The sequence below is a fragment of the Sinorhizobium sp. M4_45 genome, from assembly GCF_002885915.1.
GTDB classification, from domain to species: Bacteria; Pseudomonadota; Alphaproteobacteria; order Rhizobiales; family Rhizobiaceae; genus Sinorhizobium; species Sinorhizobium meliloti_A.
This window is the reverse complement of sequence record NZ_NWVE01000005.1, coordinates 389,545-413,102: the sequence shown is the minus strand read 5'-3', so window position 1 is coordinate 413,102 and position 23,558 is coordinate 389,545. Positions and strand designations below refer to the sequence as shown.

Genomic DNA, 23,558 nt, shown 5'->3' with positions numbered 1-23,558 from the left:
CGTCTTTTTAATCCCGCCCGCCGCTGACGATGTCGCTGATCGACTGGCCGAGCTCGCCGTTTCGCTCGGCTGCCCATTCTGCGAGCGTCAGGCGCTGCGCCGCCGTGCGCGCGAAGGCCTGCGTCACCGATTTTCGCGTGCTCGGAGGCAGGCGGTGTTCCGGAGCGTCGCGCAGCATATGCGCGCCGTAGCCGTCCGAAAGCATCAGCCCGCATTCCTCCGGAAAGATGTCGAGGGGCACCTGCGCATGCGTTGCGAAGAACAGGCGGTCGCAGTGGAGCCGGTATTCCGGCCACTTGCGATCGACGCGGAAGTCCTCGATCGAGGTCTTGATCTCGATAATCCAGATTTCTCCCTTCGGCGAGAGCGAGATGAGATCGGCCCGCCTCCCGCTCGCAAGCGTCAATTCGGGCAGAGCCGCGTGGCGCAGTTCCATCAGCAGCCGCTGAACGCCGCGCCGTACCTTCATCGCCCGCTCTGACTGGCGTCCGTCTGCGAGCGGATTGTCGCCATGGATAGACAAGATCGTCATTGCCGCCCTCGCAAAGTGCTACGGCGACCCTTGCGCCTCTGACGAGACGCGCGGCGCTGCAGGGTGGTTTGTTGCAAAAAAGCAATCGTCACGGAATTTACACCTTTCGGCCACATTGCGGGGGGCCGGTCCCTTGCGCACTGCGGTGCAATAGAAAATAAGCTGTTGCCGCTGACGGCCGGACACCCTCCCCCGTATTTTCCTGACCTCTTTTACGAGACCATCATGCGCTTCCGCAACGCTCTCCTTCTGTGCAGCCTGGCGGCCACCGTTGCCCTCGCCGGCTGCTCACAGACCACGACCACGGCCGGCTCCTCTCCCGAGGGCGAAAAAGTGGCGACGAACCAGATCTTCTCCAGCAATTATGGCCCTGTTGAGGACCACGGATATGCGGTGCCGGGCGTTCCGATCAACCGCGTAGACCAGCGTTTCCATCGGCAGATCGTCGATTACCCGACGAAGGAACGCCCGGGAACGATCGTCGTCAACACGCCGAGCCGCTTCCTCTATTACGTGCTGCCCGGCGGCAAGGCCGTACGTTACGGGATCGGCGTCGGCAAGCAGGGTTTCGCGTGGGAAGGCGAGGCCTATGTCGCCTGGAAGCAGGAATGGCCGACCTGGCACCCGCCGAAGGAAATGGCCGAGCGCAAGCCGGAAGTCGCCAGATATGTAGAGGCCGGCATGGGCCCGGGCATCAGCAATCCACTCGGTGCCCGCGCTCTCTATCTCTTCAACAAGGAAGGCCGGGACACGCTCTTCCGCCTGCACGGCACGCCGGAATGGTCGTCGATCGGCACCGCCGCCTCGTCCGGCTGCATCCGTCTGATGAACCAGGACATCATCGATCTCTATTCGCGGGTCCGCCCCGGCCGCAACGCACGCGTCGTCGTGCAGCAGTAACGGCTGCAACACATCGAAAAAGGGCCATCCGGTGGCGCCGGGTGGCCCTTTCTTTTTGCCGTCGCGGCTGATTGCGCTCGATTCGAGAAGCTGGCGCGTTCTTTGTGCGTCCCTTTGGACGCACGGCGCGCCTTGTTGATCCCCTCACTCCTGTGCTCGTCACAGGAATCCAGCCAGACCAAGTCCTTGGGCTGAAAGAACGCTTCCCGCGCCGCAGACGCGGCGCTGCTCTCATCCCTGTGACGAGCACAGGGATAAGGGGAGGAAAGATTGCAGCCCTCCGAAGAGTATTCTACAGCGCCGCGCGTCTTGTGAGACGCGCCAAGGTCGCTGTAACCCTTTGAGCTGCTGGATGTTTTTGTCCATTGATCGGCCGCGATCAAAGGAAACATGCAGTGGCGCACGGTCGATACGCGAGGAATTCAAGCGCATCACCGTGCGTGCCGACAAAACCGACCAGAGCTTCGACGCCATTAAAATCGCAACGGGCCCTAGGCCCGCTGCTTCGCCTTCAGCTCCAGCCGGCGGCGATGCAGGACCGGCTCGGTATAGCCGTTCGGCTGCTCGCGGCCCTTGAGCACGAGATCGAGCGCCGCCTGAAAGGCGATCGATTCGTCGAAGCGCCCAGCCATGGGCTGGTAATTCGGATCGCCGGCGTTCTGCCCGTCGACGATCGCCGCCATGCGCTTCATTGTCTCCACGATCTGCGCTTCGCTGACGATGCCGTGATGCAGCCAGTTCGCCATATGCTGCGCCGAGATGCGCAGCGTCGCGCGGTCCTCCATCAGGCCGACATTGTTGATGTCCGGCACCTTGGAGCAGCCGACGCCCTGGTCGACCCAGCGCACGACATAGCCAAGAATGCCCTGCGCATTGTTGTCGAGTTCGCGCTGGATTTCCTCCTCGGTCCAGTTCGGCCGTGGAGCGACCGGCACGGAGAGGATATCGGCGAGCTTCGCGCGGGCGCGGCTCTTGAGGCCCGCCTGGACTTCGGCGACGTTGACGCGGTGATAATGGGTGGCGTGCAGAGTCGCGGCCGTCGGCGACGGTACCCAGGCCGTGTTCGCGCCCGCCTTCGGATGAGCGATCTTCTGCTCCAGCATCGCCGCCATCAGGTCCGGCATCGCCCACATGCCCTTGCCGATCTGGGCGTGGCCGGAAAGCCCGCACGCGAGACCGACATCGACGTTCCAGTTCTCATAGGCCGATATCCATGGCGCCTGCTTCATGTCGCCCTTGCGGATCATCGGGCCGGCTTCCATAGAGGTGTGGATTTCGTCGCCGGTGCGGTCCAGGAAGCCGGTATTGATGAAGACGACCCGTTCGCGGGCGGCGCGGATGCATTCCTTGAGGTTGACGGTCGTCCGCCGCTCCTCGTCCATGATTCCCATCTTCATCGTGTTGGCCGGAAGCCCGAGCGCCGCCTCTACGCGGGCGAAGATCTCGCAGGCGAAGGCGACTTCCTCCGGCCCGTGCATTTTCGGCTTGACCACATACATGGAGCCGCTGCGGGAATTCGCCCGCCGGCCGTTCCGGCCGATGTCGTGGAGTGCGATCAGCGCCGTCACCATGGCATCCATCAGGCCTTCCGGCACTTCTTCGCCGTCCCGGTCGAGGATCGCGGGGTTGGTCATCAGGTGCCCGACATTGCGCACCAGCATCAGCGACCGGCCCGGCAGTGTCAGAGTCGCGCCGTCCGGAGCCGTATAGGCCCTGTCGGGGTTGAGCCTCCGGGTGAACGCCCTGCCGCCCTTGGTCACCTCCTCCTCGAGATCGCCTTTCATCAGCCCGAGCCAGTTGCGGTAGACGAGCACCTTGTCCTCGGCATCGACAGCCGCAACCGAATCCTCGCAATCCATGATCGTGGTGATGGCCGATTCCAAGACGACGTCGGATATGCCGGCTGCATCGGCCTTGCCGATGGGTGTCGTTGCGTCGAGGACGATGACGACGTGAAGGCCGTTCCGACGCAGAACGATTTCGGACGGCGCCGCGGGGTCACCAGCATAGCCGGCGAACTGAACGGAATTGCGCGGAGCGCTCTTCGTGCCGTCGGCAAGCGTTACGGTCAGCGTCGCTCCCTCGATCGAGAACGATTCGGCATCGCTCCAGCGGCCGGCCGCCAGCGGAGCGCTCGCGTCGAGAAATTCTCGCGCCCAGGCGATGACCTTGGCACCGCGCTTCGGATTGTATCCCTTGCCGCGCTCGGCCCCGTCGGTCTCCGCTATTGCATCGGTGCCGTAAAGGGCGTCGTAGAGCGATCCCCAGCGGGCATTGGCGGCATTGAGCGCATAGCGCGCATTCATCACCGGCACGACAAGCTGCGGCCCGGCGATCGTCGCGATTTCGGAATCGACATTTGCGGTCGAGACGTAAAAATCGGGACCTTCCGGCAGAAGGTAGCCGATCTCCCGCAGGAAGGCTTCATAGGCTTCCATGTCGACCGGGGCACCATGCTCGCGATACCAGCCGTCGAGCCTGGTCTGCATCTCGTCGCGCTTGACGAGATGCGTGCGGTTCTTCGGTCCGAGATCGTGAACGAGATCCGAGAAGGCGGAAAAGAACCGCTCCGCCTCGACCCCGGTGCCCGGCATCGCCTCTTCGACCAGAAAGCGGTGGAGCCCCGCATCGATCTGCAATCCATATTTCTCAACGCGGTCCATGCCACAGCTCCTGATTCAGTATTCCCATTGCCATAGATAGAAGCGGCGCCCGGGAGGAAAAGCGCTTTGGCCCCGCTCACATGCGCGGACACTCTCTCATCAAAGCATTCCCTGTCAATTCCGCAAGGATGCGAAGAATTGTTTCCGGAATGGAAAAGGTCAAGACGCGTGATGCGCGATACGGGGCCGGCCGCTTGCCGAGGCGATGAAGCGTGCCTCGATCAACTTGCGGCTGCCTTCGACTTCCGGCGCGTCGATCTCTTCCCGAAGCACCGCGGCGGGTTCTTCTGCACCGTTGGCGCGGGCGCTCTCCAGGGCCATCATTTCGGCGCGCCGTCGGGCGACGCCGAAAGCCTCCTGCTGATCGACGAAGCGTTCGCTCGCGCCCGCACCGTTGACGATGAAAATGCCTTCCTCCGGCGTCGTCACGAAGACGGTGATCGTTGCCCGCACCTGACCGACAACCGCGCCGACGGCGTTTGCGACATCTGCCTCCGCCGGGATCGCGGCCTCGGTGGAAAGCATCTCGGCGATGGCGGGGTAATAGACCGGCGCCGAGGCGCCGAGACCGACAAGCGGCCGGTCGAGGCTGATCGAAAAGCGCACGATGCCCGGTTCCCGTTTCAGCGCCCGGTCGACGGCAAGTGAGGCGGCGGGGTCGATGGCGGCGCCGTCCTCGCTGAGACAGGCTTGCAGGATGGCTTCAGAGGATTGTCGCGTCAGCCGGTCGACGATCAACTGCGCGAGAGCTTCGACGGAGGCGGCGATAGGCTGTCCCGATCCGTCCTTGGTGCGGGCGGCGATCTCGAGGCCCAGGCGGGCGGCCTCGCCGTTCCACTGCGCCTGCCGTCCGAGAACATGCATCGCGTCCGAGGGGGTGAGCCCGCAGATATGCACCAGCCCGCGCGCCACGAGCCGGTCGAGCGTTGCCTTCTGCGGCGTGCTGACGAGCAGGTCCGCAAGCGCCACCGGCACCATGCCGATGCGGCCGTAGAGTGCCTGCTCCTGCGGCTGAAGCCCGCTCGCCAGGTGGTCGGGCAAGCCGGTGCGGACCGCCAGGCGTCCATCATGCCGGCCGGCATGAGGCGCCCGCAACTGCCTTTCGAGCACCGACAGGACCGCGTCGCCGTGCAGGGCCGCGGCCAGGCTCAAGGGCAGGAACCGGCGGGGCCCGAGATCGATCTTGGCCTTGAGGCCGCGGTCGTTGATCTTCACCTCGGAGTCGCCGCCGAGGCCGTAGGTACGCATGGCGACCGCCTCGACCATGGTGCGAAAGCCTCCGACGACCGCGCCCTCCGCATCGAGTCGCGGGCGGCCCTTTTCGAGTACGGCTACGTCGGTCGTCGTGCCGCCGATATCGGAGACGACGGCGTTGTCCAGGCCGGTCAGATAGCGAGCACCGACGAGGCTCGCGGCCGGCCCGGAAAGGATCGTCTCGATCGGGCGCAGCCGCGCTTCGGCGGCCGAGATCAGCGCACCGTCGCCGCGCACCACCATCATCGGCACGTCGATGCCGCGGGCCTTGAGGAAGTCTTCGCACGAACCGATCAGCCGGTCGATCATCGAGACGAGGCGCGCATTCAGAAGCGTCGTCAGCGCCCGGCGCGGGCCGCCGAGCTTGGAGGAAAGCTCATGGCTGCAGGTGACCGGCAGGTGCGAGACCTCGCGGATGCGATCGCGCACGCGCTTCTCGTGGTCCGGGTTGCGCACGGCGAAATAACCGGCGATGGCGAAGGACGACACCTGAGAGCCGAGTGCCGGCAGCGCCTCGTCGAGCGCACTCATGTCGAGCGGCGTCTCGCCTCCATGAACGTTGTGGCCGCCGGGAAGGAACAGAACGGGATCGGACCCAAGCGCTTCCTGAAGGCCGTCGCGCTTCAGGTCTTCGGGAGCAAAACCGATCATGATCAGGCCGGCACGGCCTCCCTGGCCTTCGACCAGCGCATTGGTGGCAAGCGTCGTCGAGAGCGACACGAGGCTGATCGCCGAAACCGGCACTCTCGCCTTCGCGAGCACCGCCTCCACCGCGCCGGAAACGCCCTCGGCCAGGTCGTGGCGGGTCGTCAGCGCCTTGGCCTTGGCGACGACGCCGGTAGCTTCGCTGAAAAGGACGGCGTCGGTGTAGGTGCCGCCGGTGTCGATGCCGAGGAGAAGATGCGGGGTCAATTTCTGCTCAGTCCAATGATGAGGGTCCGGAAGGGTCTGTCCGGTGATAGGACATATTCTTGAAAAAAACCATCGCGCGACAACGACGTTTCCGTGTCTGACGGCGGGCGTATCCCACCAACCGGAGCCCTACTTCACCCGGGCAGACACCTTCATCGGCAGGCCGCCCCTCGGCTGCGTCGTCAGCCTTTGCACAGGCCAGGGATGCGTCTCGTCCGTCAGGTCGAAGCGGAAGCGGTGCATGAGCACGGCAAGCGCGATAACCGCCTCCTGCAGCGCGAAGGTCGCGCCGATGCAGATGCGCGGGCCAGCGCCGAAGGGCAGGTACTGGAAGCGGTTGATCTTGTCCCGGTTTTCCGGAAGGAAGCGCTCCGGCATGAAGGCGCGGGGTTTCTGCCAGTAGAGCGCGTGCCGGTGGAGCGTCCAGGGCATGACCAGCACCGATATTCCCTTGCGGATCGGCACGCGCTCGCCTTCCGGGGAAGTCCACGCATCCTCCTCGATCGCCGCGCGGTTGATGGATGGCGCCGGCGGATAGAGCCTCAACGCCTCCTCGAAGGCGGCAAGCACATGCGGCATGCGCCCGAGCCAGTCGACCGGATCGGCGCCGCTTGCAAGAACCGAATCGATCTCCTGCTCCATCGTCTTGCGGTAGGCGGGCGTATTGGCGACGCAATAGAAGCACCAGGCGAGCGCCCGTGCCGTGGTTTCGTGGCCGGCACCTATGAAGGTGAGGATATTGTCCTCGATCTCGGAGGTCGTAAGCCCATCCGGACCTTCCAGCTGCAGAAGCAGGGTCAGGAAGTCGTTCGGGACCTCGCCGGGCGCTTCCGCCATCCGTCGCCGGCGCAGAGACATCGTGTCGGAAACGACGCCGCGGAAACGGTCGAGCACTTTCCGGCCACCGATGCGGGTCAGTCGCGGAACCCAGCTCGGCGCAACCAGGAGGTCCATCGGATCGACGCGCCCCATTCGATGCAGCAGTTCCTCGACATTGGCGGCGAAGCCCTGCTTTTCGACGGCGATCTCGCCGGAAAAGAGCGTCTCGGCCAGGATCTCGAAGGTGAGTTCCGTCATGTCCACGGCGACATTGGTGACGAAGGGTTCCGATGAAGCACCCGCGTAGCGGTCGACGAAGGCCTCGCAAACGCGAAGCATCTGGCCGGCAAAGCCTTTTGCGTGCCTTGGCGTGAAGACCGGCGCCATCGCCTTACGCGACCGTTTCCAGACCTCGCCTTCCGCCGTCAGGAGGCCGTCGCGCAGGATCGGGCGCAGGATCAGCCGCCGGACATTCGACATTTCGTAGTTGGCGGCGTTCTCGACGAGGATGTAGCGGATGAGGCCGGGATCGTTGACGATAAGCGTCCGCTGATTGATGAACTTCGTCTCGATCCAGGGAAGCGTGTAGGAAGGCTCGCCCCAGAGCTCGAGCGGGTTTCGCAGAACCGTTCGGATGATCTCGAGCCGCGAGGGGATGCCGGTGCGCGGGACTGGCGCGGGCGGCTCGAATGGCTCCGGTCGCGTATCCATGTGTATGCCTTTCCCAGAGCAATTCCAGGAAAAGTGCGCAGCGGTTCTCAGTCCGGAATTGCGGAATGCTCTGGTCGCGTACCGTTCCAGTTTTTTACGGCGCAATCAAGAAAATGCTTCACGTGAATCGCGATGATTCCGCTGCCGGGCGATAAAGGATCACAACAGGCTTTCGAGCTCTGCCAGTTTGTCGTTGACGAGCCAGCCGTAATAGTTCTCCTCCGGCCAGTGGACCTCGCCCCCCTGGTTCTTTGCGGCGAGCGCTGCCGCACGCGCATCCGGATTGCCGACATTGTAGAGCGTTGCCGTCAGGCCCGGATTGCCGGAGATATCCATGCCCGCAATCGTGCGATAGGCATCGATCGAATGCCGGATGGAGGCGGCCATATAGGCAAGCGACACGTCCGGGTCCATGATCGCCTCATAGACGCCCGCGGCATTGTTTTCGTCGAGGCGCTCATAACCGGAAACGCGCGACACCATATCCGTCAGCATCAATGCGGTCAGCGGATTGATCTGGCCGAGACCGAAGGTCTGCCCGGCGAAGAACGGCTGGAAGAAGACGGCGCTGAAGCGGTTGTTCGGGAAGGATTTGCCGGCCACCGTCTGCCCGCGGAACTGGCTGTCCCAGATTCGCTCCCGGCAGGTCCAGAGCGCGTAGGAGCCTTTCTTGCCGGCGCATTCGGCAAATTGGGGCCGCTCGACGAATTCGGCGATGGACTCGCCCTGATAGCCGAACTGGAAGCTGTCGCCCGCATAGGCGGCCGCCTTGACGTAATAGGATTGCAGCCGGTCATAGGCGTCGACATTGTAGGTGTGTTCGCCGACGATCGCCCCGACCATGTGAATGGGCGCGATGCCGTAGGCGCCGGCGACCGACTTGATCTTGCCGACGAGCTTGCGGTCGGTGGCAAGAAGCTCGCGCACCTTCTCGTATTTCGCGTCGAAGGATGTGCGGCCGGCTTTGGTGCGGCGTACCGAGGCGCCCGGAACGCCCGGCTGCTCGACGTGGCGATTGCCCTGCGGAACGATGAGTATCCCGCTCGCAGCCGAAGGACCGGCGGCGAGGCAAAATGTGAAGATCACGAGCATGCAGGCGGTGAGGCGCACTATCAGTTTTCCTGTAGACTCTTCCAAGAAGCCGGCGGTCCCCGCCGGTTCCGGCGCGCCCCTAAGGCAGAATCATGTCGGAATGATGCCTTAATTCTTAACGGCTGCTGATCGATCTAGAGAAAACGAAGGCGCCTGTCGAGTGACAGGCGCCCCACAATTCGGTGATCGACTGGCCTCGACGGAGGGCCGGGCGTCAGAGGATGTAGCGCGACAGGTCGGTATTGGCCGCCAGATCCCCGACATGCCGGCGAACGTAATCGGCATCGATCGTGACGCCCTGGCCTCCGCGATCGGGCGCGTTGAAGGAGACATCGTCGAGCACACGCTCCATCACGGTTTGCAGGCGGCGCGCGCCGATGTTCTCGACATTGGCGTTGAGCTGGACCGCGACCTCCGCGAGCGCGTCGATCGCGTCCTCGGTGAAGTCGAGGGCAACGCCCTCGGTCTCGAGCAGCGCCTTGTACTGGCGGATGAGGCTCGCCTCCGTCTCGGTCAGAATGCGGCGGAAATCCTCCTTGGTGAGAGCCCTAAGCTCGACGCGGATCGGCAGGCGCCCCTGCAGCTCCGGCAAAAGGTCCGACGGTTTGGCGACGTGGAACGCGCCGGAGGCGATGAAGAGGATGTGATCGGTCTTCACCGGCCCGTATTTCGTCGCCACCGTCGTGCCTTCGACCAGCGGCAGGAGGTCGCGCTGAACGCCTTCGCGCGACACGCCGGCACCGATGCCGCCTTCGCGGGTGGCGATCTTGTCGATCTCGTCGAGGAAGACGATGCCGTCATTTTCCGCCGCCGCCACCGCCTCACGCTGGATCTGCTCGTTGTCGAGCAGCTTGTCAGACTCGTCGTTGACCAGGAGCGCATAGGAGTCCTTGACCGTCGTCTTGATCTTCTTGGTCCTGCCGCCGAGTGCCTTGCCGAACATTTCCGAAAGGTTGAGGACGCCGATATTGGCGCCCGGCATTCCCGGGATTTCGAAGGCGCCGCCGGGCGAGCCGGTTTCGGCGACATCGACCTCGATCTCCTTGTCGTCGAGCTCGTTGGCGCGCAGCTTCTTGCGGAAGGAATCGCGGGTTGCCGGCGAGGCGGTGGTGCCGACCAGCGCGTCGAGAACGCGCTCCTCGGCGTTCTGATGAGCCTTCGCCTTCACTTCGGCGCGCCTTTTCTCCCGCACGAGGCTGATGCCGACCTCGACGAGATCGCGCACGATCTGCTCCACGTCGCGGCCGACATAGCCGACTTCCGTGAACTTCGTTGCCTCCACCTTGACGAAGGGCGCGCCGGCGAGCTTGGCGAGGCGACGGGAAATCTCCGTCTTGCCGACGCCGGTCGGACCGATCATCAGGATATTCTTGGGCATGACCTCGTCGCGCAGCTCGTCGTCGAGTTGCTGGCGGCGCCAGCGGTTGCGCAGCGCAATGGCAACCGCGCGCTTCGCGTCCTTCTGGCCGATGATGTAGCGGTCGAGCTCCGACACGATTTCCCTGGGTGAAAAGTTGCTCATCGATTCCTCTCAAATTCCGTCCGCTCGAGCTCCATCAGGAGGGTTCGACCGGACTCGTCTATCCACTCGCCAAAAGGTACGAAACCGGCCTTCGCATAGGCTCGGACGGCGCGGCGGTTGCCGGCGTCGGGGTCGATGACGATGCGCGCGGCGCCGCTTTCGAACAGTCTCGCGGCAAAGGCTCTGAGCGCCATGGCGGCGACGCCTTTGCCTGTCATTTCGGGCGGGCCGATGAAGATGTCGACGCCGGGCGTGTCGCTCGACAGGTCCTTGGCCCAGGGCTCCTCGTCATATTCCGACGGGATCCAGGACTGGATATAGCCGGCCGGCTCCCCCTTCACACGAAAGACGAAACCGTCGACCTCGCCCTTCGCGCAACCGTCCCGTATCAGCCCGAGTTCGACATCGGGATCGCCCCACCACTGCCGGACATGCGGCTCGGAAAGCCAGGCGAGGAGCATCGGCAGATGGCCCTCGGCCACCGGCTCGAAGCTGACCTCTGCCGGCTCATTCCGCATCCAGCGTCTCCACGACGACGTTGTGGTTGGTGTAGACGCAGATGTCGCCGGCGATCTCCAGCGCGCGGCGGGCGATCTCCTCGGCCGACTTGTCGCTGTCCATGAGCGCCCGCGCCGCGGCAAAGGCATAGTTGCCGCCCGAACCGATGGCGATCGTCCCGTGCTCGGGCTCGAGAACGTCGCCGTTGCCGGTAATCGCCAGCGTCACCGTCCGGTCGGCAACCAGCATCATCGCCTCGAGATTGCGCAGGTACTTGTTGGTACGCCAGTCCTTGGCGAGCTCTACGGCCGCGCGCATCAGCTGGTCGGGATATTGCTCGAGCTTCGCCTCCAGCCGTTCCAGAAGCGTGAAGGCGTCCGCCGTCGCGCCGGCGAAGCCTGCAATCACGTCGCCCTTCGACAGGCGGCGGACCTTGCGGGCATTGCCCTTCATGACCGTCTGGCCGAGGCTCACCTGGCCATCGCCCGCCATTACTACCTTGCCGCCCTTGCGCACCGTGATGATGGTGGTCGCATGCATCGTTCCGTAAGGATTGTGTTCGCTCATGAAAGTACCTTTGGGCCCGGTAAGCCGGGGGATGCGGCTCGCGATGAGCCTGGTTGCCTGAGGCCTATGTAAGTCGCAGCCGCGCGATTGCAAATGCGCGAACGCGCGCCCAGGCGGCTTTCGTTTTCACGTCGCCGCGGCGCACCGAATCTCCGTCGCAGTTCTGGATATTTCATGCCTCCCCTGATAAGGAGCGGCTCTGTGACGGAATGCGAAGATCGAAGGTGGGCTTTGTCGCCCCTCTCCGCGACGCCCGAAAACGATGTTGCTCCGATAGGCCGGCTGGCCCAAAGTCATCGGAGAGTGCAGACAGGAGAGCCTGATGGCAGACGTGACGCCGAGCCGCACCGGCCAAGTTTCGCGAAAGACGAATGAAACCGCCATATCCGTCTCGGTCAATGTCGACGGAACGGGCGTATCGAAGATCGCGACCGGCGTCGGTTTCTTCGACCATATGCTGGACCAGCTCTCGCGCCATTCGCTGATCGACATGGAGATCAAGGCGGAGGGCGACCTCCATGTCGATGATCACCACACCGTCGAGGACACCGGCATCGCCATCGGCCAGGCGCTGGCCAAGGCGCTCGGCGATCGCCGCGGCATCACCCGCTATGCCTCCATAGACCTTGCCATGGACGAGACGATGACGCGCGCCGCCGTCGACGTCTCCGGCCGGCCCTTCCTCGTCTGGAACGTGACCTTCACATCGCCGAAGATCGGCACCTTCGACAGCGAACTCGTGCGCGAATTCTTCCAGGCGCTTGCCCAGCATGCCGGGATCACGCTGCATGTGCAGAACATCTACGGCGCCAACAACCATCATGTCGCCGAGACCTGCTTCAAGTCCGTCGCCCGCGTGCTCCGCACGGCAACCGAAATCGATCCGCGCCAGGCGGGACGCGTCCCCTCGACCAAGGGGACGCTCGCCTGAGCCGGCCAATATCTGGTTTAAAGACCATGGCCTCCTATCTGATCATGACCCCGCCCGGCGCACCGGCCGACGACGAAAGGGCACGGTTCATCGCCGACGGATTCTCCTGGACCGCCTTCTTCTTCCCCGGTCCGTGGCTCATCGTCAAACGCGCGTGGCTCATCGGAATCTTCGTTTCCGTTCTGCAGTTCCTGTTGCTTCTTGCGGCATCGGTGCCCGGCGGCTTCAGCGCAGCGCTGCTCGTCCATCTGGCGCTCGGTCTCATCGTGTCGCTCGAAGGACCGCTTCTCATCGCCCGCAAGCTCTCGGCGCGCGACTGGACGTTTCGTTCGGTCTTTCCGGCACGCGATCTCGAGACGGCCGAAGAAATCTATTATTCGAACGCCGGGCCGTCCGCCCATGCAGGAGATGCAACTCCCATGCCGTCGACCGACAGGTCCGCTACGGGACGGCCGGGCGCCGCCGTCGGGCTCGGCTTTTTTGAATCCTATGGAGAGCGCTGATGCGGGTCGCCATCATTGACTACGGATCCGGCAACCTGCGCTCGGCCACCAAGGCCTTCGAGCGCGCCGCCCGCGAGGCCGGCATCGCGGCCGAAATCGATCTCACCGACAGGCCGGAACGGGTGGCCACGGCCGATCGCATCGTGCTGCCGGGCGTCGGCGCCTATGCCGACTGCCGCCGCGGCCTCGCCGCCGTGGAGGGCATGGAGGAAGCGCTGACGGAGGCGGTCGAGAAAGCTGGCCGCCCCTTCTTCGGCATCTGCGTCGGCATGCAGCTCATGTCGTCGCGCGGACTCGAAAAGACGGTGACGAAGGGTTTCGGCTGGATCGCCGGCGATGTCGTCGAGATGGCGCCCGAGGACCGCTCGCTCAAGATCCCCCAGATCGGCTGGAACACGCTTGATCTCAAGCGCGCGCACGCCCTTTTCGACGGCATTCCGACCGGCGAGAACGGTCTGCACGCCTATTTCGTCCATTCCTACCACCTCGCGGCGGAGCGTGCCGAAGACGTGGTGGCGGAGGCGGACTATGGCGGCCCGGTGACGGCCTTCGTCGCGCGCGACAACAAGGCGGGCTCGCAGTTCCATCCGGAAAAGAGCCAGGCGCTCGGCCTCGCCCTCATCTCGAATTTCCTGCGCTGGAAGCCCTGAGGCTGCCGCGTCATTTCTGATCGGACGAACAAATGATCCTCTTTCCCGCGATCGACCTCAAGGACGGGCAATGCGTGCGCCTGAAGCTCGGCGACATGGAGCAGGCGACAGTCTATAATCCCGACCCGGCCGCCCAGGCGCGCGCCTTCGAGGAGCAGGGTTTCGAATGGCTGCACGTGGTCGACCTGAACGGCGCCTTTGCCGGGGAGACCGTCAACGGTGCGGCGGTCGACGCCATCCTCAAGGCGACGAAGAACCCGGTGCAGCTCGGCGGCGGCATCCGCACGCTGGAGCATATCGAGAACTGGCTTTCGCGCGGGCTGAAGCGCGTCATCCTCGGTACCGTCGCGGTGCGCGATCCCGCCCTGGTGATCGAAGCCTGCAGCAAGTTCCCGGGACGGGTCGCGGTCGGCATCGATGCGAAGGGCGGCAAGGTCGCCGTCGAGGGATGGGCGGAAGCGTCCGAGCTCGGGGTGATCGAACTTGCCAGGAAGTTCGAGGGCGCGGGCGTCGCGGCGATCATCTATACGGACATCGACCGTGACGGCATTCTGACCGGCATCAACTGGGCCTCGACGCTCGAACTCGCGGACGCGGTTTCAATCCCGATCATCGCCTCGGGCGGCCTCGCCTCGATGGACGACATCCGCCGCATGACCGAACCGGATGCGCAAAAGCTCGAAGGCGCGATCTCCGGTCGGGCGCTTTATGACGGGCGGATCGATCCGAAGGAAGCCCTGGATCTGATCCGCGAAGCAAGAAAGGGGAAGATGCCATGACCCTTAAGGCCCGTGTAATCCCCTGCCTCGACGTGAAGGACGGCCGCGTCGTCAAGGGCGTGAACTTCGTGGATCTGATAGACGCCGGGGACCCGGTGGAGGCGGCACGCGCCTATGACGCGGCCGGGGCCGACGAGCTCTGCTTCCTCGACATCACCGCCTCTTCCGACAATCGCGAAACGATCTTCGACGTCGTCGCCCGCACCGCGGAGCAATGCTTCATGCCGCTTACCGTCGGCGGCGGCGTGCGCCACGTGGCGGACATCCGCAAGCTCCTGCTTGCCGGCGCCGACAAGGTGTCGATCAACACGGCGGCGGTGAAGAATCCGGAATTCGTCGCTGAAGCCGCCGACAAGTTCGGCGACCAGTGCATCGTCGTCGCCATCGACGCCAAGAAAGTCTCGGCGCAAGGCGAGGCGGACCGATGGGAGATCTTTACCCATGGCGGGCGGCAACCGACAGGCATCGATGCGATCGAATTTGCGCAAAAGGTCGTCGATCTCGGGGCCGGCGAAATCCTTCTCACCTCCATGGACCGAGACGGTACGAAGAGCGGCTACGACATCGGCCTGACACGGGCGATCGCCGATGCGGTACGCGCTCCCGTCATCGCCTCCGGCGGCGTGGGCACGCTCGACCACATGGTCGAGGGCATCCGCGACGGCCATGCGACTGCCGTGCTCGCCGCCTCGATTTTCCACTTCGGCACCTACAGCATCGGCGAGGCGAAGCGCCACATGGCCGAGCACGGCATCGCCATGCGGCTTGATTGAGGCGGCGCTGCCAACGAGAAGGGATCCGATAATGACCGACTTCACCCTTTCCGACCTGGAGAAGATCGTGGCGTCCCGCGCCCGGGCGGCGCCGGAGGAGTCCTGGACCGCCAAGCTGGTGGCGGCCGGGCAGACGAAGGCTGCCAAGAAGCTCGGCGAGGAGGCGGTGGAAACGGTCATCGCCGCGATCGGCGAGGACCGGAAGAATCTGGTCGATGAGAGTGCCGATCTCCTCTATCATCTTATGGTCGTATTGAATATCGCCGCCGTCCCGTTGCAGGATGTGATGAGCGAACTGGCCAGGCGGACAAGCCAATCCGGCCTGCAGGAAAAGGCGAACCGGCAGAATCCATGAGCATCGCCGCGGAAGACATCGAACCGGCCGACATTCCGGGCAATCTCCAGGGGGGCGAATATTCGCCCTATCACGTCTTCTCCGCGGAGGAATGGTCGCGCTTTCGCGCCGACACGCCGCTGACGCTGACGGCCGACGAGGTGCAGCGCCTGCGCTCGCTCAACGATCCGGTCGATCTCGACGAGGTGCGACGGATCTATCTCTCGCTCTCACGGCTCCTCTCCGCCCATGTGGAGGCGTCGCAGATCCTCTTCCGGCAGCGCACCCGCTTCCTGAGCATGTCGAACGAGACGAAGACGCCCTTCGTCATCGGTGTCGCCGGCTCGGTCGCCGTCGGCAAGTCGACGACGGCGCGCATCCTTGCGGAGCTTCTCGCGCGCTGGCCCTCGAGCCCGAAGGTCGACCTCGTCACCACCGACGGCTTCCTTTATCCGAATGCGGTTCTCCAGCGGGAAAACCTGATGGATCGCAAGGGATTTCCCGAGAGCTACGATATCGGCGCGCTGCTCAGATTCCTCTCGGCGATCAAGGCGGGCCGTCCGAACGTCAAGGCTCCTACCTATTCGCACCTGACCTATGATGTGATCCCCGACCAGTTCCAGGTGATCGACCGGCCGGACATCCTGATTTTCGAGGGGATAAACGTGCTGCAGTCGCGCGATCTGCCGGCCGACGGCAAGATCGTGCCGATGGTCTCGGATTTCTTCGACTTTTCGATCTATATCGATGCCGAGGAGAGCCTGATCCACAGCTGGTACGTGAACCGCTTCATGCGACTGCGCGAAACCGCGTTCCAGAACCCGCAATCCTTCTTCCATCGCTATGCGACGATCAGCGAGGATGCGGCGCGCGCGATCGCCGAGGGCCTCTGGCACAATATCAATCTTAAGAACCTGCATCAGAACATTCTGCCGACGCGGCCGCGCGCCGATCTCATCCTGCAGAAGGGCCCCAACCACCTGACGCAGACGGTGGCGCTCAGGAAGCTTTGAGGTGAATCGCGCCGCCTGCGGGAAAGGAACCGCTTCGGACGGGGCGAAGCTTCAAGGATTGACCCTTCGCAGCGTCAGATTGAGCCGGCCGCCGCTCCTCAGGAGCGTCGATGTGTTCGGATAGATGCGGTCGACGCCGTGGAAGGCGAGCCGTCCTTCGCCGCCGAGCACGACGACGTCGCCGCTTTCGAGCCTGAACGACACGGTCTGTCCGCCGCGTGTGCGGCCGCCGACGCGGAAAAGGCAGTCGTCGCCGAGCGAGATCGAAACGACGGCAGTCTCGAGATCGCGCTCGTCCCGGTCCTGGTGGAGCCCCATGCGCGCCTCTGCCGAGTAGAAATTCACCAGGCAGGCCTCGGGGGACTTGTCGCTTCCGGCCACGGCATTCCAGATGTCGTGCAGCATGCGTGGAATCGGCGGCCATGGCTTGCCGGTGACCGGATGCGTCGCCTGGTAGCGGTAGCCGCGCTCGCGGTCGGTGACCCAGCCGAGCGCGCCGCAATTGGTCATGCGCACGGACATGGGTTTGCCGGTCTTCGGCATCGCGGGCGCGAAGAGCGGAGCCTCCGCGACGACGGCGCGGACGGCCTCGACCAGTTCCTGCTGGCGCGAACGGTCGAGGAAACCGGGGATGTGTCTCACCCCTTTCGGCAGCACAAGCATTGGCGGCATCCTGTCATACGGCTTCGATCGATCCTCCCGTCAGCAGATCCGGCGGGAGATGACAGGTACATAGCGCTCACCGGGGTCGGGATCGACCCGAAACAGCCTTCGTTCAGCCGGCATCCAGATCCGGGATGCGCAGCACCTGGCCCGGATAGATCTTGTCGGGATGGGTGAGCATGGGCTTGTTCGCTTCGAAGATCGCCGTGTGCTTGGCGCCCTTGCCCTTGCCGTAATGGGCCTCGGCGATCTTCCAGAGATTGTCGCCCTTCTTCACGGTGTAGAAGACCGGGGCCTTCGCCTCGGCCGGCGCGGCGGCGCCGTCGGCGACCTTGAGCTCGGATGCCTCGACCTTGGATATGCCGAGCGTATTGCCGACGGCCACGACCGCCTTCTCGAAGGTGGACTGGTCCTTGACGACACCCTTCAGCACGACCTTGTCGTCCACGACGTCGACCTTGACGTCCTTGGTGCCGAGGTCATGGGATGCGAGCTCCTTTTCGACGCTTGCCGCATCCGGCGGCGTGTCGTCGCCGCCGATTCCGAGCTTCTTTCCCGCATTCTTGATAAAATCGAACAAACCCATGCTTGTCTCCTCTCTCGCGCGGCTGGAGCCTGCACATGTCGTCTTCCCCACGACCGCCGTACGGCTTGGCGACATGCGTCAGCGGATAAGAGAGTGCGGTTGCGCGCAAAAGACAAGGGCGCGGGCGCAACTTTCGGGCGCGGTCAGTCGCCGCCGGGGCGGCCGCGCAGCTTCTTGATTTCGGAACGGCCGGATTTCTCCTTCAACCGGCGTTCGATCGATCCGCGCGTCGGCTTCGTCTTCCTGCGCGGCGGGGGCGGCGGTTCCGCCGCCTTCAGGATCAGTTCCTTCAGCCGCTCGCGGGCGTCCTCGCGATTGCGTTCCTGACTGCGGAAGCGATTGGCTTCGATCATCAGGACGCCCTCCTTCGAGGCGCGCCGTCCGGCGAGCTTCAAGGCATTGGCCTTCACGCGCTCCGGCAGGGTCGGCGAAGCCTGCACGTCGAAGAAGAGCTGGACGGCCGTCGAGACCTTGTTGACGTTCTGTCCGCCCGGTCCGCCGGCCAGCACGAATTGCTCCGTGAGCTCCCATCCGGCGATCACGATGTTTTCGTTGATGTAAAGCGGTTCGCTTGCCATGAATCTTCCTCGGCCGTTTCTATCGCATGCTTGAAAACCGGCCGCAAATGCAAAACCCGGCCGCAGGCAGCCGGGTTTCACGTGAATCATGGCAAGAGACCGGATTATTCGGCGGCCACCCTCGCGCCCGGGGCTGCGTCGCGCACGCTGCCGTCGACGTGGCCCTCGAACTTGGCGAAGTTGGCGATGAACATGTCGACGAGCCGCCGTGCCTGGGCGTCATAAGCCATACCATCCGCCCAGGTCGAGCGCGGGTCGAGAATGCCGGCCTCGACGCCCGGTACCGACACCGGCACCGCAAAGCCGAAATTCGCATCCGTGCGGAACGAGGCACTGTTCAGCGAGCCGTCGAGAGCCGCCGAAAGAAGCGCGCGCGTCACCTTGATCGGCATGCGGCTTCCCGTGCCGAAGGCGCCGCCGGTCCAGCCGGTGTTGACGAGCCAGCAGGTGACGCCGTTCCTGGCGATGAGATCCTTGAGAAGATTGCCGTATTCGGACGGATGGCGCGGCATGAAGGGAGCGCCGAAGCAGGTCGAGAAAGTCGCCTCCGGCTCCGTCACGCCCTTTTCGGTACCGGCGACCTTGGCGGTGTAGCCGGAGAGGAAGTGGTACATGGCCTGTTCCGGCGTCAGCTTGGCGATCGGCGGCAAAACCCCGAAGGCGTCCGCCGTCAGCATGATGATCGTGCGTGGCTGTGGCGCCGTGCCGGTCTTGCTGGCGTTCGGAATGAAGTGCAGCGGATAGGCGCAGCGGGTGTTCTCCGTCAGCGAACCGTCGTCGAAGTCCGGAAGGCGCCGCTCGTCGAGGACGACGTTCTCCATCACCGTACCGAAGCGGCGCGTCGTCGCAAAGATCTCGGGCTCTGCCGCTTCCGACAGGCGGATCGCCTTGGCATAGCAGCCGCCCTCGAAATTGAAGACGCCCTTTTCGCTCCAGCCGTGCTCGTCGTCACCGATCAGCGTGCGGTTCGGATCGGCGGAGAGCGTCGTCTTGCCGGTACCCGAGAGGCCGAAGAAGATCGCCGTGTCACCGGCGGGCCCGACATTGGCCGAGCAGTGCATCGGCATCACCGACTTCTTGGGCAGCAGGTAATTGAGGACGGTGAAAACCGACTTCTTCATCTCGCCCGCATAGGACGTGCCGCCGATCAGCACGAGGCCGTTGGTCAGGTCACAGGCGATGACCGTCTCGCTGCGGCAGCCGTGGCGTGCGGGATCGGCCTTGAAGCTCGGCAGGTCGATAATCGTCAGCTTCGGCTGAAAAGACGGAAGCGCCTCGCGCTCCGGCCGGATCAGCAGATTGCGGATGAACAGCGAGTGCCAGGCGAACTCGGTGACGACGCGCGTCGGGAGCGCGTTCTCCGGGTCGGCACCGCCGACGAGGTCCTGGACGTAGAGCGACATGCCCTTGGCATGGGCGAGCATGTCCTGACGAAGACGCTCGAAATGCTCCGGCGAAATCGCGCTGTTGTTGTCCCACCAGATCTGGTCGGCGGTGTTGGCGTCGCGCACGACATACTTGTCCTTGGGCGAGCGGCCCGTGTGCTGGCCGGTGCGGGCGCAAAGCGCTCCATGGACCGTCAGTTCGGCTTCACCGCGGGCCAGGGCTTCTTCGTAGAGCTGTGGCGCCTCGAAGTTGTAGCGGACGACCGAGAGGTCGGAAAATCCGATCGATTCCAGTCCGATAGAGGGATTGCGGCTCCCGAGCTCATCCATGGTCAAGCTTCCTTCGTGGTTGGCCATTGGCGTTGAATTTCGTCGGAACATACCGGCAAGGCCGATCCAAGACAAGATAGCCAATTCTAAAACAATAATGAATTCAGTATATTAATCGATTTAAAGAAAAATATGCATTTTTTAATCGGTTGAATCGCAGCTTCCGGAAACCCAGCTGCGAGGCCGGTTGCGGGGAACCGGATCAGGTGCTTTTGCACTTCGCCACAATTTGTTCCACCTTTATACTCAATTAACGCGGCCGTGACTCGCGGTTGCCGCGATTCTTGCAACGCATCTCGAAGCGTCTCGGCAACCGGGCCTCGAAACGGAGTAGAATAAGATGCAGACCATCGCGCTTGTCGATGACGACCGCAACATCCTGACGTCCGTGTCCATCGCGCTGGAAGCCGAGGGCTACAAGGTCGAAACCTATACGGACGGCGCATCGGCGCTGGAGGGTCTGCTGGCGCGTCCGCCGCAGCTCGCTATCTTCGACATCAAGATGCCCCGCATGGACGGCATGGAGCTGTTGCGGCGGCTGAGGCAGAAGTCCGACCTGCCCGTCATCTTTCTCACGTCGAAGGACGAGGAGATCGACGAGCTCTTCGGTCTGAAGATGGGCGCCGACGACTTCATCACCAAGCCCTTCTCACAGCGCCTCCTGGTGGAGCGCGTCAAGGCGATCCTGCGTCGCGCGGCCAACCGGGAGGCTGCGGCCGGAGGCGCCGGACCGGTGAAGAATGCCGACACGCCTTCCCGTTCGCTCGAACGGGGCCAGCTCGTCATGGACCAGGAGCGGCATACCTGCACCTGGAAGAACGAATCCGTCACGCTGACGGTCACGGAGTTCCTCATCCTGCACGCACTGGCGCAGCGACCCGGCGTGGTGAAGAGCCGCGACGCGCTGATGGATGCCGCCTATGACGAACAGGTCTATGTCGACGATCGCACGATCGACAGCCACATCAAGCGGCTTCGCAAGAAGTTCAAGATGGTAGACAACGACTTCGACATGATCGAGACGCTCTACGGCGTCGGCTATCGTTTCCGCGAAACGGCCTGAGGGAGCGAGCCGGCGGATTGCGGATCACTCGTGGCCGGAGCGCTGCCGCCCGTCCCTCCCTTGCTAGCGCTTGCGCAGCAGCGCCGGCTGGCGTAGGGCATCGCGGGAACGGGCGAATGCGACAGGCGACGCGGGCAGAAGCGAAGGTCGCGTCGCGGGAGCGGGAGACTTGGTAGAAGTCTTGCAGGGCGATATCGAAGAAGCGGAAGGACGGGCATCGACGCTGCGCGGGCAGCGGCGATGGGCGCATCCCTTTACGCTGATCCGGCGCCTGTTCGGCAATGCGGTCTTCTCGAGCCTCACGCGGCGCATCGTCTTCTTCAACCTGGTGGCGCTCGTGGTCCTCGTCGGCGGGATCATGTATCTCAACCAGTTCCGGGAAGGTCTGATCGACGCCCGGGTGGAGAGCCTTCTGACGCAGGGCGAGATCATCGCCGGCGCCATCTCGGCCTCCGCCTCGGTGGACACCAATTCGATCACCATCGATCCGGAAAAGCTGCTCGAATTGCAGGCCGGCGAAAGCATCACGCCGCTGCCGAGCGACGAAGACCTCGAATTCCCGATCATTCAGGAACGCGTGGCGCCGGTCTTGAGAAGACTGATCTCGCCGACGCGCACGCGCGCTCGCCTCTTCGATGCCGATGCCGACCTATTGCTCGATTCGCGCCACCTCTATAGCGGCGGACAGGTGCTTCGTTTCGACCTGCCGCCGGTCGATCCGGAAAGTCCGAGCCTCGCCGACGAGTTCGGCACCTGGTTCAACCGGCTGCTGCAGCCGGGCGACCTGCCGCTCTACAAGGAGCCGCCCGGCGGCAACGGCTCTATCTATCCGGAGGTGATGAACGCCCTGACCGGCGTGCGCGGCGCCGTGGTGCGCGTGACCGAGAAGGGCGAGCTGATCGTTTCGGTTGCCGTTCCGGTACAGCGCTTCCGCGCGGTCCTCGGCGTGCTCCTCCTCTCCACCCAGGCCGGCGACATCGACAAGATCGTCCATGCAGAACGGCTGGCGATCATCCGCGTTTTCGGCGTGGCGGCGCTGGTCAACGTCATACTCTCGCTGCTTCTCTCGTCGACGATCGCCAACCCGCTGCGGCGGCTTTCGGCCGCCGCCATCCGCGTGCGCCGCGGCGGCGCCAAGGAACGGGAGGAGATCCCCGACTTCTCATCCCGCCAGGACGAGATCGGCAATCTTTCCGTGGCGCTCCGCGAAATGACGACCGCGCTATACGACCGCATCGCGGCAATCGAGAACTTCGCCGCCGATGTGAGCCACGAACTCAAGAATCCGCTGACGTCGCTGCGCAGCGCGGTCGAAACCTTGCCGCTCGCGCGCAACGAGGAATCGAAGAAGCGGCTGATGGACGTCATCCAGCACGACGTGCGACGGCTCGACCGGCTGATCAGCGATATCTCCGACGCCTCGCGTCTGGATGCGGAGCTTGCACGCGCCGACGCGAAGAAGGTCGACCTCGAAAAGCTGCTCGGCGACCTCGTCGAAATTTCACGCCAGATCCGGGGCAGCAAGAAACCGGTGCTGCTCGACTTCGTCGTCGACCGTAAGGACAACCCGCGCGCAAGCTTCATCGTCAGCGGCTACGAACTGCGCATCGGTCAGATCATCACGAACCTGATCGAAAACGCCCGCTCCTTCGTCTCCGAGCAGAACGGCCGCATCGTCGTCCGGCTGACCCGGTCGCGATCGCGCTGCATCGTCTATGTCGAAGACAACGGTCCGGGCATCCAGGCGGAGGACATCGACCGTATCTTCGAGCGCTTCTACACCGACAGGCCGGAGGGCGAGGACTTCGGCCAGAACTCGGGGCTCGGCCTTTCGATCTCGCGCCAGATCGCCGAGGCGCATGGCGGAACGCTCAGAGCCGAGAACATCGCCGGCAAGGACGGCCACATCGGCGGCGCCCGCTTCGTTCTCTCGCTGCCCGCCGAGCCGCACCCGTGACTGCGCCCTTCGTCAATGTCCACGGAACCGCGATCGTTCTCGGCACGACCGGGCTGCTGATCACAGGGCCGTCCGGCTCGGGCAAGTCGGCGCTCGCGCTTTCCTGCCTCTCGCAAGTGAGACGCCGGGGCCGCTTCGCCGCGCTCGTCGCGGACGACCGCGTGGATCTGACGCTCGAGAACGGGCGCATCGTCGCGCGCTGCCCTGCCGCCATTCGCGGGCTCCTCGAAATCCGCGGATCCGGAATTGCGGAAGTCGGTACCGTCTCCGCCTGTGTTCTCGATTGGGCGATCACGCCGGTCAGGGCACCCTTCGAGCCGCGTCTGCCGCCGGAGGAGGAGGAGCTGGAGCTCGGGATCTGGCGAAATCTGCCGCTGTTGCGCCTCCCCATCGAGGGGCCGCTGTCGCCGCTCGACGCGCTCGCCGCCCTTCTGCCCGAAAATGTAGGACTTTAGCCTTATCGAAAGGCAGTGCGGCTGCTTTTTCGGCATTTTTGGCTTGCACTTCGCCTTTTCCTTGCCAAGATGGCGCCCCCAACAGGTG

The 23,558-nt window shown here is 64.1% G+C and carries 23 protein-coding genes; 11 read left to right on the top strand and 12 right to left on the bottom strand.

Translation table 11 applies throughout. The features are described 5' to 3' along the window. Positions 1 to 7 precede the first annotated feature (7 nt). The gene (locus tag CN933_RS17075) at positions 8 to 532 is read right to left on the bottom strand and encodes an MmcB family DNA repair protein (RefSeq protein WP_018098634.1); all 525 of its coding nucleotides are present in this window, start codon (positions 530 to 532) and stop codon (positions 8 to 10) included. A 225-nt stretch (positions 533 to 757) separates the two neighbouring features. Between CN933_RS17075 and CN933_RS17070 the strand changes: the two genes are divergently transcribed. After that, on the top strand, positions 758 to 1,432 hold the full coding sequence (locus tag CN933_RS17070) for a L,D-transpeptidase (protein WP_018098635.1): 675 nt from the start codon (positions 758 to 760) through the stop codon (positions 1,430 to 1,432). A gap of 491 nt (positions 1,433 to 1,923) precedes the next feature. On the opposite strand, the gene CN933_RS17060 is transcribed toward CN933_RS17070, so the two are convergent. The 7 genes from CN933_RS17060 to hslV all read right to left on the bottom strand — a co-directional run bounded on the left by CN933_RS17060 (position 1,924) and on the right by hslV (position 11,470). Next, positions 1,924 to 4,095, bottom strand: a complete 2,172-nt coding sequence (locus CN933_RS17060) for a malate synthase G (protein WP_018098636.1) — start codon at positions 4,093 to 4,095, stop codon at positions 1,924 to 1,926. 159 nt (positions 4,096 to 4,254) lie between these two features. After that, positions 4,255 to 6,261 (bottom strand): hydantoinase/oxoprolinase N-terminal domain-containing protein, encoded by a 2,007-nt coding sequence (locus CN933_RS17055; protein WP_018098637.1) that lies wholly within the window; start codon positions 6,259 to 6,261, stop codon positions 4,255 to 4,257. A gap of 129 nt (positions 6,262 to 6,390) precedes the next feature. Beyond that, entirely contained in the window at positions 6,391 to 7,791 is a 1,401-nt protein-coding gene (locus CN933_RS17050) for a cytochrome P450 (protein WP_018098638.1), read from the bottom strand. A 159-nt stretch (positions 7,792 to 7,950) separates the two neighbouring features. After that, positions 7,951 to 8,901 carry a DUF1402 family protein gene (locus tag CN933_RS17045; protein ID WP_018098640.1) on the bottom strand — a complete coding sequence of 317 codons (951 nt, stop codon included), beginning with the start codon at positions 8,899 to 8,901 and terminating at the stop codon, positions 7,951 to 7,953. A 196-nt stretch (positions 8,902 to 9,097) separates the two neighbouring features. Beyond that, positions 9,098 to 10,405 (bottom strand): ATP-dependent protease ATPase subunit HslU, encoded by a 1,308-nt coding sequence (gene hslU / locus CN933_RS17040; RefSeq protein ID WP_018098641.1) that lies wholly within the window; start codon positions 10,403 to 10,405, stop codon positions 9,098 to 9,100. Further along, the gene (locus CN933_RS17035) at positions 10,402 to 10,923 is read right to left on the bottom strand and encodes a GNAT family N-acetyltransferase (RefSeq protein WP_018098642.1); all 522 of its coding nucleotides are present in this window, start codon (positions 10,921 to 10,923) and stop codon (positions 10,402 to 10,404) included. The genes hslU and CN933_RS17035 overlap by 4 nt, the downstream gene beginning before the upstream one ends. After that, the gene (gene hslV, locus CN933_RS17030; RefSeq protein WP_003531980.1) at positions 10,913 to 11,470 is read right to left on the bottom strand and encodes an ATP-dependent protease subunit HslV; all 558 of its coding nucleotides are present in this window, start codon (positions 11,468 to 11,470) and stop codon (positions 10,913 to 10,915) included. Before hslV ends, CN933_RS17035 begins: the two co-directional genes overlap by 11 nt. 322 nt (positions 11,471 to 11,792) lie before the next feature. Between hslV and hisB the strand changes: the two genes are divergently transcribed. From hisB to coaA, 7 genes are read left to right on the top strand one after another with little or no spacing between them, the layout of a single operon-like run. Next, entirely contained in the window at positions 11,793 to 12,401 is a 609-nt protein-coding gene (gene hisB / locus CN933_RS17025; protein WP_018098643.1) for an imidazoleglycerol-phosphate dehydratase HisB, read from the top strand. A gap of 26 nt (positions 12,402 to 12,427) precedes the next feature. Next, on the top strand, positions 12,428 to 12,904 hold the full coding sequence (locus CN933_RS17020; RefSeq protein ID WP_018098644.1) for a DUF2628 domain-containing protein: 477 nt from the start codon (positions 12,428 to 12,430) through the stop codon (positions 12,902 to 12,904). Then, positions 12,904 to 13,554 carry an imidazole glycerol phosphate synthase subunit HisH gene (gene hisH, locus CN933_RS17015; protein WP_018098645.1) on the top strand — a complete coding sequence of 217 codons (651 nt, stop codon included), beginning with the start codon at positions 12,904 to 12,906 and terminating at the stop codon, positions 13,552 to 13,554. Before CN933_RS17020 ends, hisH begins: the two co-directional genes overlap by 1 nt. 32 nt (positions 13,555 to 13,586) lie before the next feature. After that, on the top strand, positions 13,587 to 14,333 hold the full coding sequence (gene hisA, locus CN933_RS17010; RefSeq protein ID WP_018098646.1) for a 1-(5-phosphoribosyl)-5-[(5-phosphoribosylamino)methylideneamino]imidazole-4-carboxamide isomerase: 747 nt from the start codon (positions 13,587 to 13,589) through the stop codon (positions 14,331 to 14,333). Further along, a complete protein-coding gene (gene hisF, locus CN933_RS17005) occupies positions 14,330 to 15,106 on the top strand; it encodes an imidazole glycerol phosphate synthase subunit HisF (RefSeq protein ID WP_018098647.1) in 777 nt (258 codons plus the stop codon). Before hisA ends, hisF begins: the two co-directional genes overlap by 4 nt. A 31-nt stretch (positions 15,107 to 15,137) precedes the next feature. Continuing rightward, complete coding sequence (locus tag CN933_RS17000; RefSeq protein WP_018098648.1) at positions 15,138 to 15,461, top strand: phosphoribosyl-ATP diphosphatase; 324 nt, start codon at positions 15,138 to 15,140, stop codon at positions 15,459 to 15,461. Further along, positions 15,458 to 16,453: a type I pantothenate kinase gene (coaA, locus tag CN933_RS16995; protein WP_018098649.1), complete on the top strand. Its 996-nt coding sequence runs from the start codon at positions 15,458 to 15,460 to the stop codon at positions 16,451 to 16,453. Before CN933_RS17000 ends, coaA begins: the two co-directional genes overlap by 4 nt. A gap of 51 nt (positions 16,454 to 16,504) precedes the next feature. Here the strand turns inward: coaA and CN933_RS16990 are convergent, their stop codons facing one another. From CN933_RS16990 to CN933_RS16975, 4 genes are all read right to left on the bottom strand, one after another. Further along, positions 16,505 to 17,116, bottom strand: coding sequence for an alpha-ketoglutarate-dependent dioxygenase AlkB (locus tag CN933_RS16990; RefSeq protein ID WP_018098650.1), 612 nt, complete (start codon positions 17,114 to 17,116; stop codon positions 16,505 to 16,507). Between the two features lie 112 nt (positions 17,117 to 17,228). After that, positions 17,229 to 17,702 carry a peptidoglycan-binding protein LysM gene (gene lysM / locus CN933_RS16985; RefSeq protein WP_018098651.1) on the bottom strand — a complete coding sequence of 158 codons (474 nt, stop codon included), beginning with the start codon at positions 17,700 to 17,702 and terminating at the stop codon, positions 17,229 to 17,231. A gap of 143 nt (positions 17,703 to 17,845) precedes the next feature. After that, positions 17,846 to 18,280 carry an alternative ribosome rescue aminoacyl-tRNA hydrolase ArfB gene (gene arfB, locus CN933_RS16980; protein WP_018098652.1) on the bottom strand — a complete coding sequence of 145 codons (435 nt, stop codon included), beginning with the start codon at positions 18,278 to 18,280 and terminating at the stop codon, positions 17,846 to 17,848. 104 nt (positions 18,281 to 18,384) lie between these two features. Beyond that, positions 18,385 to 19,995 carry a phosphoenolpyruvate carboxykinase gene (locus tag CN933_RS16975; protein WP_102761834.1) on the bottom strand — a complete coding sequence of 537 codons (1,611 nt, stop codon included), beginning with the start codon at positions 19,993 to 19,995 and terminating at the stop codon, positions 18,385 to 18,387. Between the two features lie 340 nt (positions 19,996 to 20,335). On the opposite strand from CN933_RS16975, the gene chvI reads away from it, so the two are divergent. The 3 genes from chvI to CN933_RS16960 all read left to right on the top strand — a co-directional run bounded on the left by chvI (position 20,336) and on the right by CN933_RS16960 (position 23,470). After that, positions 20,336 to 21,058 carry a two-component system response regulator ChvI gene (chvI, locus tag CN933_RS16970; RefSeq protein ID WP_018098654.1) on the top strand — a complete coding sequence of 241 codons (723 nt, stop codon included), beginning with the start codon at positions 20,336 to 20,338 and terminating at the stop codon, positions 21,056 to 21,058. Positions 21,059 to 21,281: 223 nt separating this feature from the next. Next, a complete protein-coding gene (gene chvG / locus CN933_RS16965) occupies positions 21,282 to 23,015 on the top strand; it encodes a two-component system sensor histidine kinase ChvG (RefSeq protein ID WP_234704988.1) in 1,734 nt (577 codons plus the stop codon). After that, entirely contained in the window at positions 23,012 to 23,470 is a 459-nt protein-coding gene (locus CN933_RS16960) for an HPr kinase/phosphorylase (protein ID WP_102761833.1), read from the top strand. The genes chvG and CN933_RS16960 overlap by 4 nt, the downstream gene beginning before the upstream one ends. The last annotated feature ends 88 nt before the right edge of the window (positions 23,471 to 23,558 follow it).